At 76.1% G+C, this 14502-nt stretch carries 16 protein-coding genes; 6 read left to right on the forward strand and 10 right to left on the reverse strand.

The window, feature by feature from the left end:
- Positions 1–37: 37 nt before the first annotated feature.
- Positions 38–2545 carry a SpoIIE family protein phosphatase gene (locus tag ACIQVD_RS22750; protein WP_400680478.1) on the forward strand — a complete coding sequence of 836 codons (2508 nt, stop codon included), beginning with the start codon at positions 38–40 and terminating at the stop codon, positions 2543–2545.
- Positions 2546–2563: 18 nt separating this feature from the next.
- Here ACIQVD_RS22750 and ACIQVD_RS22755 read toward each other — a convergent pair whose 3' ends face one another.
- Together ACIQVD_RS22755 and ACIQVD_RS22760 are read right to left on the reverse strand one after the other, a co-directional pair.
- Positions 2564–3514, reverse strand: coding sequence for an MBL fold metallo-hydrolase (locus tag ACIQVD_RS22755; protein ID WP_402291403.1), 951 nt, complete (start codon positions 3512–3514; stop codon positions 2564–2566).
- Between the two features lie 95 nt (positions 3515–3609).
- Entirely contained in the window at positions 3610–4350 is a 741-nt protein-coding gene (locus ACIQVD_RS22760; protein WP_400680473.1) for a hypothetical protein, read from the reverse strand.
- A gap of 215 nt (positions 4351–4565) precedes the next feature.
- Here ACIQVD_RS22760 and ACIQVD_RS22765 point away from each other — a divergent pair, with 215 nt between their 5' ends.
- From ACIQVD_RS22765 to ACIQVD_RS22775, 3 genes are all read left to right on the forward strand, one after another.
- Positions 4566–5087 (forward strand): DUF6328 family protein, encoded by a 522-nt coding sequence (locus ACIQVD_RS22765; RefSeq protein WP_400680470.1) that lies wholly within the window; start codon positions 4566–4568, stop codon positions 5085–5087.
- A gap of 123 nt (positions 5088–5210) precedes the next feature.
- The gene (locus ACIQVD_RS22770) at positions 5211–5486 is read left to right on the forward strand and encodes a DUF4235 domain-containing protein (protein ID WP_100834752.1); all 276 of its coding nucleotides are present in this window, start codon (positions 5211–5213) and stop codon (positions 5484–5486) included.
- Positions 5487–5606: 120 nt separating this feature from the next.
- On the forward strand, positions 5607–5786 hold the full coding sequence (locus ACIQVD_RS22775) for a hypothetical protein (protein ID WP_100834753.1): 180 nt from the start codon (positions 5607–5609) through the stop codon (positions 5784–5786).
- A gap of 167 nt (positions 5787–5953) precedes the next feature.
- Here ACIQVD_RS22775 and ACIQVD_RS22780 read toward each other — a convergent pair whose 3' ends face one another.
- Positions 5954–6259, reverse strand: a complete 306-nt coding sequence (locus ACIQVD_RS22780; protein ID WP_400680467.1) for a helix-turn-helix transcriptional regulator — start codon at positions 6257–6259, stop codon at positions 5954–5956.
- Between the two features lie 143 nt (positions 6260–6402).
- Here ACIQVD_RS22780 and ACIQVD_RS22785 point away from each other — a divergent pair, with 143 nt between their 5' ends.
- On the forward strand, positions 6403–6708 hold the full coding sequence (locus tag ACIQVD_RS22785) for a hypothetical protein (protein ID WP_400680464.1): 306 nt from the start codon (positions 6403–6405) through the stop codon (positions 6706–6708).
- Positions 6705–7181 (forward strand): STAS domain-containing protein, encoded by a 477-nt coding sequence (locus ACIQVD_RS22790; protein ID WP_402291406.1) that lies wholly within the window; start codon positions 6705–6707, stop codon positions 7179–7181. Before ACIQVD_RS22785 ends, ACIQVD_RS22790 begins: the two co-directional genes overlap by 4 nt.
- Here ACIQVD_RS22790 and ACIQVD_RS22795 read toward each other — a convergent pair.
- The 7 genes from ACIQVD_RS22795 to ACIQVD_RS22825 all read right to left on the reverse strand — a co-directional run bounded on the left by ACIQVD_RS22795 (position 7162) and on the right by ACIQVD_RS22825 (position 14358).
- Positions 7162–7473: a WhiB family transcriptional regulator gene (locus tag ACIQVD_RS22795; RefSeq protein WP_400680461.1), complete on the reverse strand. Its 312-nt coding sequence runs from the start codon at positions 7471–7473 to the stop codon at positions 7162–7164. The genes ACIQVD_RS22790 and ACIQVD_RS22795 overlap by 20 nt on opposite strands.
- A gap of 78 nt (positions 7474–7551) precedes the next feature.
- Positions 7552–8640 carry a TIGR03557 family F420-dependent LLM class oxidoreductase gene (locus tag ACIQVD_RS22800; RefSeq protein WP_400680459.1) on the reverse strand — a complete coding sequence of 363 codons (1089 nt, stop codon included), beginning with the start codon at positions 8638–8640 and terminating at the stop codon, positions 7552–7554.
- Between the two features lie 119 nt (positions 8641–8759).
- Positions 8760–9776, reverse strand: a complete 1017-nt coding sequence (locus tag ACIQVD_RS22805; RefSeq protein WP_402291408.1) for a YihY/virulence factor BrkB family protein — start codon at positions 9774–9776, stop codon at positions 8760–8762.
- 47 nt (positions 9777–9823) lie between these two features.
- Entirely contained in the window at positions 9824–11068 is a 1245-nt protein-coding gene (locus ACIQVD_RS22810) for a cytochrome P450 (RefSeq protein ID WP_402291410.1), read from the reverse strand.
- 139 nt (positions 11069–11207) lie between these two features.
- Positions 11208–11546 (reverse strand): STAS domain-containing protein, encoded by a 339-nt coding sequence (locus tag ACIQVD_RS22815; RefSeq protein WP_400680453.1) that lies wholly within the window; start codon positions 11544–11546, stop codon positions 11208–11210.
- The gene (locus ACIQVD_RS22820; protein WP_400680450.1) at positions 11543–12700 is read right to left on the reverse strand and encodes a B12-binding domain-containing protein; all 1158 of its coding nucleotides are present in this window, start codon (positions 12698–12700) and stop codon (positions 11543–11545) included. The genes ACIQVD_RS22815 and ACIQVD_RS22820 overlap by 4 nt, the downstream gene beginning before the upstream one ends.
- Positions 12697–14358, reverse strand: a complete 1662-nt coding sequence (locus ACIQVD_RS22825; protein WP_400680448.1) for a PP2C family protein-serine/threonine phosphatase — start codon at positions 14356–14358, stop codon at positions 12697–12699. Before ACIQVD_RS22825 ends, ACIQVD_RS22820 begins: the two co-directional genes overlap by 4 nt.
- Between the last annotated feature and the right edge of the window lie 144 nt (positions 14359–14502).

Genomic DNA, 14502 nt, shown 5'->3' on the forward strand with positions numbered 1-14502 from the left:
CCCCCGTCCGTCCAGCAGAGCCGCAGGAGTCCACGCCGTGCACCAGTCCCGGGAGCCGCACCCCGACCAGGGCCTGCCGACCACGCCGACCGGGTCCGGGCTGATCGGCGCCCAGCGCCCCGCCCCGTCCGCGCCCCTCCTGCCGACCGTGCCGTTCGCGGCGCCGGACGGCCCGGTCGCGGGCCGCCACCCCGCGGGCCACGACCCGGCGGGCGACGACCCGGCGGTCGACGGGGCGCTCGGGCGGCTGGCCGGCACCGTGGAGGAGCTGCGCCGGCAGCTGGACGACGCGCAGGCGCACGCCGCGGGGCGGTCGGTGGTGGAGATGGCGGTCGGCATCCTGGTGGAGCGGCTGCGCTGCGGTCCCACCGAGGCCGCCCGGCAGCTGGACCTGCTGGCGGGGCAGGCCGGTTCCACCCCGCTGGAGCTGGCGGCGGGCCTGGTCAACCAGGCCGCCGCGGACAAGATCTCCGAGGCCGCCCAGGACTTCGTGGCGCGGGCGGCGAACCCGGCGTCCCAGCGGGTCGGCGTGCGGCTGCGCAACACCGAGGCGGACGCGCTGAGCGCGACCGACGCGGCGGCGGCGGCCCGCGCGATGCTGGAGCACGCGCTGCGGCCGCTGGGCGCGGTCGCGGTGGCGATCTGGGCGGCCCGGCCGGACCTGTCGCTGGCGCTGGCGGGCAGCGCGGGCTTCGCCGACGCGGAGGCCCGGCGGTGGCGCCACGTGCCGCCGGGGGTGGTCACCGCGGCCCGCCGGGCGCTGGACGAGCGGGGGCCGGTGACGTACCGCACCCTGGCGGACGCGTCGGTGCCCTCGATCGGCCAGCACGAGGCCGGCGGCGGCCGGGTCGCCGTGCCGGCGGGGGTCGGCGGCCGGCTGATCGGCGTGCTGGAGGTGTGCTGGCGCGACGAGCTGCCGCGGTGGTCGCAGTCGCTGCACCGGCAGTTCGAGGCGCTGGCCGAGCTGTGCGCGGCCACCCTGGAGACCTGGACCGGGGACGCGCCGGACGACGCCCCGGGGGCCGGGCGGCTGGAGGAGCTGGGCCGGCTGGTCGACGGCATCCTCGACCCGTGCATGATCCTGGAGCCCGCCGACGACGCCTTCCCGCCGCGGTTCGTGATCCGCTACGCCAACCCGGCGTTCGTGGACTTCGCGGGCCGCCCGACCGGGGCGATCGTGGGCTCCCCGCTGCTGGAGGCGTACCCGCTGGCCGCGCAGGAGGGCAACCTGCTGGAGGCGGTGGAGGACGTGCACGCCACCGGGGCGCCGTTCAAGGACCCCCGGATGCGGCTGGCCGCCCTGGTCGACGGGGTGCCGCTGACCACCGACGCGTACGTGTCGATCAGCCGGCACGGCAACCACGTCACCGTGCTGTGGCGGCTGGCCGACAGCACCCCGAAGATCGCGCGGCTGCTGCACCACGCGCAGCGGCTGGGCCGGATCGGCGGCTTCGAGGAGGACCTGACCACCCGCGAGGTGGCCTGGAACGAGACGCTGTTCGAGCTGTACGGCCTGCCGGCCACCGACCGGCCGATCGCGCTGGAGCGGTTGGCCGACCACGCCCACCCGGACGACCGGCACGCGGTGGGCCGCTTCCTGCGCACCCTGCTGCACCACCGGCGCCCGGCGTCCACGGCCTTCCGCCTGCTGCGGGCGGACGGGGTGACCCGGCACATCCGGGTGGTGGCCGAGCCGGTCCACGACCGGTTGGAGCAGATCAGCGCGATCCGCGGCGCCTACCAGGACGTCTCCGCGCAGCACTGGACCGAGGTCGCGCTGGCCGCCACCCGCGACCAGCTGGCGCAGAGCGAGCAGCAGGTCGCCGAGCGGCACCGGCTGGTGCTCCAGCTCCAGCACGCGATCATGCCGCCCAGCGTCAGGTCGCGGACGCTGAACAACCTCGACGTGGCGGTGCGCTACCGCCCGGCCGAGAAGGACCACCTGGTCGGCGGCGACTGGTACGACGCGCTGCCGCTGCCCTCCGGGCAGGTGCTGGTGTGCGTCGGCGACGTCGCCGGGCACGGCATCGAGGCGGCCACCGGGATGGTCGCGCTGCGCAACGCGCTGCGCGGCCTGGCCGCGACCGGGGCCGGTCCGGCCCAGCTGCTGGCCTGGCTGAACAGCGTGACGCACCACCTGACCGACAACGTCACGGCCACCGCGGTCTGCGGCCTGTACGACCCGGAGCGCCGCCTGCTGCGCTGGGCCCGGGCCGGCCACCTGCCGCCGGTCCTGCTGCGCGGCGGGGCGGCGGAGTGCCTGCCGCAGGTGGACGGCATCCTGCTGGGCGTGATCGACCAGGCCGACTACCAGGAGAGCGAGATCGCGCTGGCGCCGGGCGACCGGATCGTGATGTACACCGACGGTCTGATCGAGCGCCGCGACCAGGGGCTGCACGCCTCGCTCGCCAACCTGGTCAGCCTCTCCGAGGCCGCCCCCCGCGAGGGCGCGACCGCCCTGGACGCCCACCTGGACCACCTGCTGCGCTTCAGCGGCGCCGACACCGACGACGACACCTGTCTGGTGGGCATCGAGGTCCGGTAGCCGGCGCCGCCGGGCGGGTCAGGCGCGCAGCCGCAGGGTGCCCAGGTGCTCGGGGCGGATCAGCCGGGTGCGCGGGGCGAGGGTGCGGACCTGGGTGAGCAGGCCGTCCAGGTCCATCGACGGGTCCTGGACGGCCGGGTCGGTCAGCGGCGTCTCGAAGACGTCCCAGTGCACGGGGACGACGGTGCGCGGGAAGTCGAGCGCCTGGAGCAGCCGGGGCACGTACCGGTGGGTGGTGCGGGCGGTGCTCTCGACGGCGATCATCGCGACGTCGGGGCGCAGGCCGGCGTAGGCGTGCTCGACGAAGTCGCTGGCCCCGGTCAGCAGGGTCTGCGGGCCGTCGCCCAGTTGGACCTGGAAGGCCAGGGTGTCGCCCTCGACGAGTTCGCCGATCGTCGTGGGGGCCTGCGCGGGCGGCGCGGTCAGGGTGCCCGGCGCCCAGTAGCGGTGCTTGGCGTTGCGGCTGTGCAGGCTGGCCACCACCCGGACGGTGAACCCGCCGAAGTCGAGCACCTCGCCGCCCTTGACCACGATCAGCTGGGCCGGGTCCACGCCCATCGCCTGGAGCAGGTGGCAGGTGGTGGCGGTGCCGACCACCCGCACGCCCCGGCTGGTGGCGATGTGCGGGACGTCGTTGACGTGGTCCCAGTGGCTGTGGCTGACCAGTACCAGGTCCGGTGTCCCGAGGTGCGGGTCGACCGCGGCGGGGTCGACGGTCAGCGGGGTCCTCGGGTCGAATCCGTGGGTGGGGTAGCGGGTGAGGTACGGGTCGAACAGCACGGTCTTCCCGTTGCCCTCGATCCGCCAGCCGCTGTTGCCCAGCCAGGTGAACGCCGTCTCGCCGCCGCCCGGTTGCTGCGGCTCGCCCGCGGCGGCGGCCGCGGGAACGGCTCCGGCCACCGGCAGCAGGGCGGCTCCCGCGACCGCCGTCCGGAGGAGTCCGCGTCGTCCTAAGGTGTTGTCGCTCATGCCCGGGAAGGACGGTCGGTCGTGGGCTGCCGGTTCCGCCGGGCGGGCGGTCCTCCCGGGTCCGGCGGCCCGGCGTCCCCCGTCCGGCGGCGCGGCTACTGGTCGAGGACGCCCACCGCGTGGGCGATGACGAGCAGCGAGGTGATCAGCGCGGCGATGCTCTCGATCGCCATCAGGGCCTTGGCCCGGGTGGAGAGCGGCATGGTGTCGGTGGGGCTGAAGGCGGTGGAGTTGGTCACCGAGACGTACAGGTAGTCCATCAGGGTGGGCACCCAGTCGCTGGTGCGGGAGGAGCTGTCGGCGACCTCCTCGACGGCGTCGTCGTTCTCGTCCTGGGAGAACCGGAAGTCGGCGAGCGGCAGTTCGGAGCGGTCGGCCTGGGTGCGCACCACCGGGCCGCCGCGGTCCAGCTCCCAGAAGGCCAGGCCGAAGACGATGATGCTGGTGGCCCAGACCTGGAGCGCGGCGAGCAGCAGCGGGCCGCCCTCCTGGGCCTGGCTGGTCACCATCGCCTTGACCAGCAGGCCGAGGGAGACCAGGTTGCTGATGCCGATCAGGGCGACCAGGACCAGCGACAGGATGCGGGAGAAGCGGTTCTGCCGGGTCATCCGGCGCGGGTTGACCGCGATCAGCGGGATCAGCAGCAGCACCTCCAGCGCGGGCAGCACGAACCGGGGGACGACCAGCAGCTCTTCGGGCAGCGCCAGGTACAGCAGGACGGCCGTCAGGGTGGCCAGTACGGCGGGCAGCCGGGCCTCGCCCCGGCGTTCGTGGCGTGGGAAGCGCTGGAGGGCCTTCGCGCGGTGGTCGTTGACGTGCCGTTCCGCACTGTCCATGGACGGGCCTTCCGGTCGGGTCGGATATCCCCTCGCATGCCCGGTCGGCCGCCGCCCACGCCGGGTCGGCATGGGCGCGGGCCCGCCGGGCAGCCGCTCCCCGGGGCGCGACACGACCCCGCGGGCGCCCGGGTGCGGAACCCGGAGCCCGGCGCGGGGCGAGAATCGGCCCGGGCCCGCGCCCCGGTTCGGGCGTGACGATCGAAAGGACCCCAGTGAGTGACTCCTCGGCCCCCGGCGGTGGGCCCGGCCGTGACGAGAGCCCGCAGGAGCGGGCCGACCGGCAGTGGGACGAGATGCTCCAGGAGGTGCGGGTCGCCCAGACCGGTGCCCAGATCCTGTTCGGCTTCCTGCTGAGCGTCGCCTTCACGCCGCGGTTCGGCTCGCTGGACGATTTCGACCGGAACCTCTACACGGCCACCGTCATCCTGGGCGCCTGCGCGACCGCCTCGCTGATCGCCCCCGTCGCCTTCCACCGGCTGCTGGCCGGGCACGACCTGAAGCCGGTGCTGATCCGCACCGGCTCCCGGCTGCTCGGGCTGGGGCTGACCCTGCTCGCGCTGACCATCGGCTGCGCCCTGTTGCTGCTGCTGCGCACCGCGACCGGCAACGCCGTGCTCGCCGCGGTGGTCTCCGCCGCCGGGCTCGCCTACTTCGCGCTGACCTGGCTGGTGCTGCCCTCCCTGCTGCTGCGCCACGAGGAGCGCCGGTCCGGGGGGCACCGCGCCGGGCGGTGAGCGCCCCGCTTCCCGGAGGCGGTCCGTTTGCGGGTGGGGCGGTCGTTTGCGGGTGGGGCGGTCGGGCAGCCGCGCGGGAGGCCCGGCGGTCCGGCGGCGGGCCGGGAGGAGAGGAGGCCGGGTGTGAACGCGGCAGTGGTGGTGTACAAGCCGGTCGGCATGCTGGTGGGGGCGCTGGGCGGGGTGCTGGCCGGGGCGGTGTTCAAACGGCTGTGGCGGCGGATCGCCCACGAGGAGGACACCCCGAACGCGACCGACGAGGACCGGGGCTGGCGGCAGGTGCTGACCGCCGCCGCCCTCCAGGGCGCGCTGTTCGCGCTGGTGAAGGCGGTCCTGGACCGGTCGGGGGCGGTCGCCTGGCGGCGGGTGACGGGCACCTGGCCCGCGGGCCGGAACTGAGGGCGGCGCCGGGCCCGGGCCGCCGGGCCCGGCGCGCGGGTTCACCCGATCGGACCGGTGTGACGGCCCCGGTCGGGGGTAGCCGCCGGGTGTCCCAGTCGGAGACGGAGAGGAACAGCCATGACCACGCAGGACGGCAAGGACCGGGCCGCGCAGGACGCACCCGAGGAGAGCGTGCGCGAGCGGTCGGCCGAGGAGCGCGAGATCACCGCGCCGACTCCCGCCGACGTGCGGGCGAAGGCCGAGGACGGCCGGAAGGACGAGCCCGAGCCGCCGGCCGCGGACAGCCAGGCGCCCTGAGCGCCCGCACCCGTCCCGGTCTCCGTCCCTCCGGGGGCGGGGGCCGGGACGGTCGTTTTCCGGTCGGACCCGCGCGGGCGGCGGATCGGGGGACGGCCGGGCACGGGACGGCGGGTCGACACAGCGGGTCGACGGCAGGTCGGGCGTGACCGGTCAGGTGTGACCGGTCAGGGCGTGACCGGCGGGGTGAGCAGGGCGGAGAGCAGTTCGGCGATGGTGGGCCCGGCGTCGGCGGGGTGGCGCAGCTGGCCGTCGATGACGCGGTAGTGGTTGGTGCGTCCGCGGCGCTCGTGGGTGAGGTACCCGGCCTCTTCCAGGTCGGCGATGATGCGCTGCACCGCGCGCTCGGTGAGCAGGCAGCGGGCGGCTATGTCGCGCACCCGGATGCCGGGGTCGCGGTAGATCTGGATCAGCACCCTGGCGTGGTTGGTCAGGAAGGTCCACTGGCGGCTGGATTCGGCGGTTCGCTCCACCGCCCCAGGATAGGTAGTGGATTTCACGACTCGCCATGCATGACATAATTTTCGTGCATTCATTGACGCATGTTGGGTGTGCGGGGACAGTGGGACCTGCCGGTCTCCCGCACCGGTGCCTGGAGGCGATGATGGTGGAGGCTTTGACCCGAGCGCGACTTGAGCACTTCGCCGCGGTCCTGACCGCCGGCGCCGGCGCCGACCGGGACCTGCCACCGCAGCTGCGGTACGCGATCGCCGGGGTGCGGGCCTACCTCGCGGCCGCCGAGGACGGCGCGCCGGTGGCCGACCAGCTGCGCGGCAACGCCGTCGCGCTGTGGGAGATCCTGGGGGCCGCGGTGGCGAAGGCGCCGACCGGGTCCGAGTCGCTGCCCGCCCCCCGCTCCGGGCTTGACGCCCGGTCCGCCGCCGCGATTCCGGCCGGTGCCGCGGTCGGCGCCGTGAGGTGACCCGGCGCACCGACCGGACGGCCGTGGTGCACGCCCCCGATCTGCGGATCGAGACCCGGCGCACCGGCGGCACCGTCCGGTGCGCCCTGGTCGGCGCCCTGCACCAGGACAACCAGCACGCCTTCGCGCTGGCCCTGCACCACGGACTGCGGGCCCGTCCGGCCCGGCTCTGCGTCGACCTGCGGGCGGTCGAGCTGTTCACCTCGTCCGCCCTGGACACCCTGCTGCGGGCCCGGCAGGCGGCGGGCGTGCTCGGGGTGGCGCTGGCGCTGGGCTCCCCGGCGCCCTGCGTGCGCCGGGTGCTGGAGATCACCCGCTGCGCGCCCTACCTGCCGGTCGAGGAGGCGGGGGTGCGGACGGTCGTCCGGCCCCGGCCGCAGGCGGTCCGGACCGGGCCGCCGGGAACGCCGAGGGCCGACCGGGGTCCGGTCGGCCCTCGTGGCGTCGTCGCGGTCAGGCGGCGACGGGGATGACCCGGGCGGCGGCGGGCTCGCGGCGCACCAGCAGGGCGCGCCGCTCGTCCTCGGTCAGGCCGCCCCAGACTCCGTAGGGCTCCCGGGTGGCGAGGGCGTACCGGCGGCACTCCAGGCGGACCGGGCAGCCGCCGCACACCCGCTTCGCGGCCTGCTCGCGCTCCCGGGCCTCGGCGCGGCCCTCGTTCGCGGGTCGGAAGAAGACCTCGCTGCCGACGGTGCGGCAGGAGCCTTCGAGCTGCCAGTCCCAGTGGTGCGTCTGCGCGCCGGGGAGGCGAGAGGCCTTGGTCACGACGTTGCCTTCCGAACGTTGGAATCGAACAACCACCGTCTAACCGGCCGGCCGCCGGTCATGCACGTTGCGTCCGGTTCACTGTCCGGAATCGGTGCGGGCGAACTCGGGGCCGTCCCCGGCGTCCTTGGTGCGCTCGTCCGGGGCGGGGGCGCCCTCCCCGGTCATCCGGGCCTCCGGGGTCTCCAGCGGCCGGTGCGCGTCCGCCGCGGCGCCCCGCAGGGCGGGCAGCACCCGGTCCCGGTAGGCGTCGAAGAAGGCGTCCTGGTCGGGGCCGATCTGTCCGACGTACACCTCGTCGAAGCCGGCCCGCTCGTAGGCGCGGACCGCCTCGACGTGCGCCTCGACGTCGTCGCCGCAGGTCACGGCGTCGGCGACCATCTCCCGGGTGACGAGTTCGCTGGCCTGCTCGAAGTGCGCCGGGGTGGGCAGCAGTTGGGCGAGTTCGCCGGGGAGCAGCTCGGTCGGCCAGCGGCGGTGCACCTCGTCGATCGCCTTCTCCCGGTCGGTGCTCCAGCAGACCTTGAGTCCGCCGACCACGGGCTTGCCCGCGCCGCCCGCGTCCCGGAAGACGGCGATCAGGTCGGCGTCGGGCGTCATGGTGACGAAGCCGTCGCCGATCCGGGCGGCCGTCGCGGCGGCCCGGGGGCCGAACCCGGAGACCAGGATCGGCAGCCGGCCGGGGGGCGCGGTGTAGAGCCGGGCGTTGTCGACGGTGTAGTGCGGGCCGCGGTGGCTGACCTGGCGGCCGGTGAACAGCTCGCGCATCACCTCGACCGCCTCCTCCAGCATCTCGGCGCGCTCCTCGTAGGAGGGCCAGCGGTCGCCCAGGACGTGCTCGTTGAGCGCCTCGCCGGTGCCCACGCCGAGGGTGAACCGGCCCTCCAGCAGGACGCTGGAGGTGGCCGCCGCCTGGGCGGTGACCGCCGGGTGCAGGCGGACGGTGGGGCAGGTCACCAGGGTGGTGACGGGCAGGTCGACGGCCTGCGAGAGCGCGCCGATCATCGACCAGACGAAGGCGCTGTTGCCCTGCGCCTCGTTCCACGGGTGGAAGTGGTCGGAGATCGCGAGCCGGGTGAACCCGGCGGCCTGCGCCCGCTCGGCCTGGTGGATCAGTTCCTGCGGGGTGAACTCCTCGCAGGACAGGAAGAACCCGTACTCGGTCATCACGACTCCTCGCTCTCGGTGTCCGTGTCGTCGGGGGGTCACCCCCGCCGGGCCGTCTGCCCGTTTTCGCCGGTCCGACCGCCCCGGCCGGCATCGTTCCCGGGGGTCGTTCCCGGAGGTCAGCTCCGGGCGCCGTCGTCGCCGTCGGGCCACTTGCGGGTGTCGCGCGGCGGTACGTACGGCTCCGCGTCGGGCGGCAGGCCCCCCTCGACGGCCCGTTCGCGGGAGAGTTCGGCGTCGAACTCGAGGCCGAGCAGGATCGCCAGGTTGGACAGCCACAGCCACACCAGGAAGACGATCACCCCGGCCAGGGTGCCGTAGGTCCGGTTGTAGGAGGCGAAGTTGGCGACGTACGCGGCGAACCCGCCGGAGAGCAGCAGCCAGAGCAGCACGGCCAGCAGGCTGCCCGGGGAGACCCAGCGCCAGCCCCGGCCGCGCACGTTGGGGGCCGCCCAGTACAGCAGCGCGATCATGACGGAGACCAGCAGGACCAGGACCGGCCACTTGGCGATCGACCAGACCGTCACCGCGGTGGGGCCGACCCCGAGGAGGTCCCCGGCGCGCCGGGCCACCGGGCCGGTGAAGACCACGATCACGGCGCTGGCCAGCAGCAGCACCATCATCAGCAGGGTCAGGCCGACCCGCAGCGGGGTGAGCTTCCACACCGGCCGGCCCTCGCGGATGTCGTAGACCGCGTTGGACGCCCGGATGAACGCGGCGACGTAGCCGGAGGCCGACCAGAGCGCGCCCAGCAGGCCGACCGCGGCCAGCACCCCGCTGGTGCCGCGCCCGTCCTGCAACTGCTCGACGGTGGAGCGCAGCACGTCCCGGGCCTGCCCGGGGGCGAGCTGCTGGAGGTTGTCGAGCACCCGGTCGGTCGCCGAGTGGCCGAGCAGGCCGAGGACCGAGACCAGCACCAGCAGCGCCGGGAAGACCGCCAGCACCCCGTAGTAGGTCAGGGCGGCGGCCCGGTCCGGCAGTTCGTCGTCCAGGAACTCCTTCGTGGTGCGGCGCAGCACCGCGGCCCAGCCGCGGGCCGGCACCTGCGTGGGCCCCTCCGGCGCGCGGTGGGCGCCGCGGCCGTCCTCGTCGTGCTCTCCGTGCTCGCCGTGCTCGCCGTGCTCGCCGTTCGGCATGGTCGTCCTCTCCGTGCGGTGCGTGTCTGCGGTCGGTCGCGGGTGCGTCATCCGGCGCGGACCGCCTCGATGACGAAGCCGCTGCGCGGGCGGGCGATCATCCGGCCGAGCCGGATGGAGAGGTCCTGGGCGGGCAGCACGTACTGCAGCCGGGCCAGCCGCACCGAGAGGTCCTCCAGCAGTTCGACCACCACCGCCTCGCCGGGGCAGCGGTGGCCGCGCGCCGGGTCGCCGCCGCCCTGCGGGACGGACTGGCCGACGTCCGCGGGGTGGTCCAGGAACCGCTCGGGGCGGAAGGCGTACGGGTCGCCCCACAGGGCCGGGTCGTGGTTCTGCCCGTACAGGTCGAGCAGCACCAGGGTGCCCTCGGCGATCGGTTCGCCCCGGTGGGTCAGGTCGGCGGCGGCCAGGCCGCCGACGAACGGGGCGAACGGGTAGAACCGGCGGACCTCCTGGGCGAACGCCCAGGCCCGGGCCGGGTCCCCGCCGGCGAGTGCCGCGCGGTTCTCCGGCCGCAGGTGCATGGCGTGGGCGGCGAACGCGACGAACCAGCAGACCGCGACGGTCGGGCGGACCAGGTTGAGCACCTCGACGGCCGCCACCCGCGGCGCCAGCGGTTCGCCGTCCGCGTCCCGGTGCAGCGCCACCCGCTCCAGCGGGCAGCCGGCCGGGACGCGGGCGGTGCCGTCGCGCACGTCCGTGACGATCCCGGCGATCCAGGCCTCCCGGCGGCGGCGGGCCAGCCGGGCGCGCCAGTGCCGCGGGCCGGGGGTGGCGAAGCCGTCGACCATCGCGACCAGGTCGGCGGCGAACGCGTCGGCGCCGTCCTCGGGCAGCGGCAGGCCGGCCCACCGGCGGACGCCCTCGGTGAGGACCCGGGCGACCTCGTCCAGCAGCACCACCCGGGGCCGCTCGGCCCACTCCCCCACCGCGGTGTCCCAGGCCGCGCCGACCTCGTCGACCAGCGCGCGGACCTGCGCGGGGTCGGCCAGCAGCGAGAGGAACAGCGCCTTGCGCAGCCGGTGCACCTGGCCGTCCAGCGAGTGCACGGCGCCGTGCCCGAAGAGCGTGCTCCTGACCGGCTCGGGCAGCGCGCCCGCGCGCCGGACGTGCCGTTCGTCGTAGAAGAAGCGGACGGCCTCCGGTCCGTGCAGGACGACCGCGGGCCGCCCGGCCAGCCGGGCCCGGACCACCGGCCCGGGGTGGCGGCGGCGCAGGTCGGGGAGCCACGCGTAGCCGCGGGTCAGCAGTGAGAGGGAACTGTCCCACCAGGGGGCGCGTCGTCGGTCCATGGCCGTCGGCTGCCCCTGCCGGGGGATCGGAAACCGGCCGGGCCCCGAACGGCCGACCTGCCGGACCGCCCGGTCCGGCAGGTCGGTCCGGGCGGTCGGCCGGGACGGTCGGGACGGTCGGGACGGTCGGTCCGGGTGTTCAGTCCGGGCGGTCGGCGAGCAGGTAGTCCGCGGTGCCGGTGAGGCGCAGCAGGCGCTCCAGGTGGGCGGGCCGGTGGTCGAGCAGCAGGCGGCGGCCGGCGGCGTCGACGTCCCGGCGGATCTGGAGCAGCGCGGACAGCCCCATGGAGTCGCACAGCGACATGCCGCCGCAGTCCAGCCGGACCACGTCGACCCGGGGGCGGGCGGCCAGGTGACCGGCGACCGCCCGGACGAGTTCCCCGCAGCTCTCGTGGTCGAGTTCGCCGTCCACCGGGACGGTGGCCGTGCGGGTCGCGCCCGCGGCGGGCCGGGGCGGGGGGACGGGGTGGGCGTTCACGCGGGGGTCCCCGGGGTCGGCAGCGGGCTCGGGTCGGTGGGCGCGGACGGCCGGGCGGCCGTCAGCGCGGCCGTCAGGACGGCGACGCTGCGCGGCAGGTCGCGCAGCTGCTCGCGCAGGACGCCGAGCGCGAAGGCCAGCAGGGTGTCCGGGACGGCGCGGGCCAGCAGGATCTCCCTGGTCCAGCCGGTGAACGCGGTGAAGAGTCCCGGGTCGCCGGTGTAGAGGGCGACGGCCAGGTGCTCGACGATGTGGGACAGGTCCTCCAGGGTGTGGTCGCGCTGGAGCGGGGTGTAGGAGCGGACGGCGGGGTGCTCCCGCTCCAGGGCGGCCATCACGGCGCCCACCAGTTCGCGCGCGCTGCGGCCGACCAGGGTGTACTCCTGGTCGGCGAGGTGCGGGAGGGCGTCGACGGGCTGGTGCGGGGAGGCCGGCAGCGGCAGTCCGCGGGCCAGCCGCTCGGCGGCGGTCCGGGCGTCCGGGGCCCAGGCGTCGGCGCCCAGCAGCCGGGCGTGCCGGCCGTCGGGGCCGAACGCCGCGCCGCCCGCGATGACCGGCACCCCGGCGGCCTGGGCGGCCGTGATCGCGGTGTGCGCGGCGGGCAGCCGGGTGGACAGCGAGGCGGACAGCGCCAGCGCGTCGGGGGCGGTGCGGTGCAGGTGCGCGATCAGGTGCGGGGTGGGGCACTGGGCGCCCAGGTGGTCGACCCGCCAGCCGCGCAGCATCAGCACCTCGGCCAGCAGCCGGGCGGGGAAGGCGTGCCACTCGCCGTCGACGCAGGCCACCGCGATCCGGCCGGGCCGCCGCGGGCCGGCGGCGGCGGCGAACGCCGGGTGGCCGGAGACCAGGGCCACCACCCGGTCGTTGACGGCGGTGGCGGCGTGCTCCTGGATCACCGTGATCCGGTCGGCCGCCCACTCCCGCCCGATCCGGGCCTGGAGCGCGCCGATCACGTCGAGCAGCAGCGACTCCGGGTGCAGCCCCCGCTCCAGGGCCCCGGTCGCGAGCGCGGCGGCCCCGGCCTGGTCGCCGCCGAGGACGACCTCCCACAGCTCCTCGACCAGTTCCTCGGGCCGGGGGGCCGCGGCGCGGGGACGGGCGGGGGCCGGGGGCCGGCCGTGGGTGAGCGTGCCGGTCGGCGTGTCGGTGCTCATGCGTCGTCCCCTCGGCGTGCGCCGACCACGGGCAGGTGGCCGGGCGGGGGCGCGGCGATGACCATCACCGCCATGTCGTCGTGCCGGCCCTCCCGGAGCCACTGGGCGGTGAGCATCTGGACCCGTTCCACGATCGCCTCCGCGGGCATGCCCGCGCACTGTCCGAGCGCCTGGCGCAGCCGGTGGTCGCCGAACTGCTCCTGGCCGGTGGGCCCGCCCTTGGCCTCGGTGATCCCGTCGCTGTACAGGACGCACGCCTCGCCGGGGTCGAGCAGCACGGTGTCGGTGTGGGTGGTGGTCTCCGGCAGGACGCCGACGATGCTGCCCAGGGTGGTGGACTCGGTGACCCGGCCGTCGGCCCGGACCACCATCGGCGCGGGGTGCCCGGCGGCCGACAGCCGGACCCGGACCCGGTCCTGCTCGCGGCGCACCGAGGCCAGCACCAGGCTGGCGAAGCGGGTGTGGTGGGAGGTGAGCAGCGCCCGGTTGAGCAGGTGCAGGACCCGCTGGTGGTCGTCGGCCAGCGGCAGCAGCGCGTGCAGCGTGTTGCGCACCTTGCCGGTCATGACGGCGGCCTCCAGGCCCTTGCCGCTGACGTCGCCGAGCAGGGCGAGCGTCTCGCCGTCGGGGTCGGCCGCGGGGTGGACGTCGTAGAAGTCGCCGCCGATCCGGTCCCGGTCGACCGAGGCCCGGTAGCCGCCGGCGAAGTCCACCCCGTTGAGGTGTTCGAGCCGCGGCGGGAGCAGTTCGCGCATCAGCAGGTCGGTGACGGCGGCCTGCTCGGAGTACATGACGGCGGCGGAGACGGCGGCCCCGGCCCGGGCGGCGAACATCCGGGCGAAGACCTCCTCGTCGACGGGGAACGGGCCGCCGCCCGCCGCCCGCAGCAGCACCAGCGCCCCCGCCGGGACGCCGTGCCCGGGCAGCGGGGTGACCAGCACCGAGCCCACCCGGCCGAAACCGGCGGGCACCAGCCAGCGCGGCGTGGCGTCCGGGTCGATCCACCGCGAGGGCACCGGCGGGAACCCCTGGAGCGCCTCGGCCAGCCCGGGGATCTCGGCCGGGTCGGCCCGCACCTGGACGTGCGCCGGGTCGCCGCCGCGCAGGCAGGTCACGAAGCGCAGCGTCCGGCCGGAGCTGGGGGCGACCACCACGGCGGCGTCGGCGAGGTGCAGCGCGGCCTGGCGGACCGCCGTCTCCAGGATCCGGTCGACGTTCAGCGAGGACAGCAGCAGTCCGGACAGCCGGGTCAGCAGTTCCCAGTCGTGGGAGCCGCCGGCGGCGGTCCGCGGGAGCAGGGCCGGTCCGCCCTCCGGGACGACGAACCACCACACCGCGCTGCCGTCCGGGCGGGGCGAGGGGTGCGCCTCGACCGGTCCGGCGACCGGGTCGGTGTGCCGGACGGCCGCCGGGCGGGTGCCGTCGGCGGGCAGGTCCAGGTGGGCCCGGCGCAGCCAGGGCGGCACCGCGTCGGCCGGGGCGCCGTCGGCCGGGTCGCTGTCCGCCGGAGCGCCGTCCGCCGGGGCGGCCAGCAGGCGGCGGGCGCTGTCGCTGGCGTGCAGCAGTGCGCCGTCCGGTCCGAGCACCGCCACCGGGTAGGGGGAGCCGGCGAGGAACTCCCAGCCGGTGGTCGCCGCGGGAGAAGTCGGAAATGCCATCGTCCGGGCCCTGACGGACCCTCACCTCGCATTCGGTTTCCGTCGGCCCCCGGAGCCGGGTGGGGCCCGCTGCGGCCGACGGGTTTGGCGCGTCCTGCCGGGGTCCTGCGAGCGGATCCGGCGGGCCGCACCCGAACCGCCATG

The organism is Kitasatospora sp. NPDC090308, from assembly GCF_044769485.1.
Classification (GTDB): Bacteria; Actinomycetota; Actinomycetes; order Streptomycetales; family Streptomycetaceae; genus Kitasatospora; species Kitasatospora fiedleri.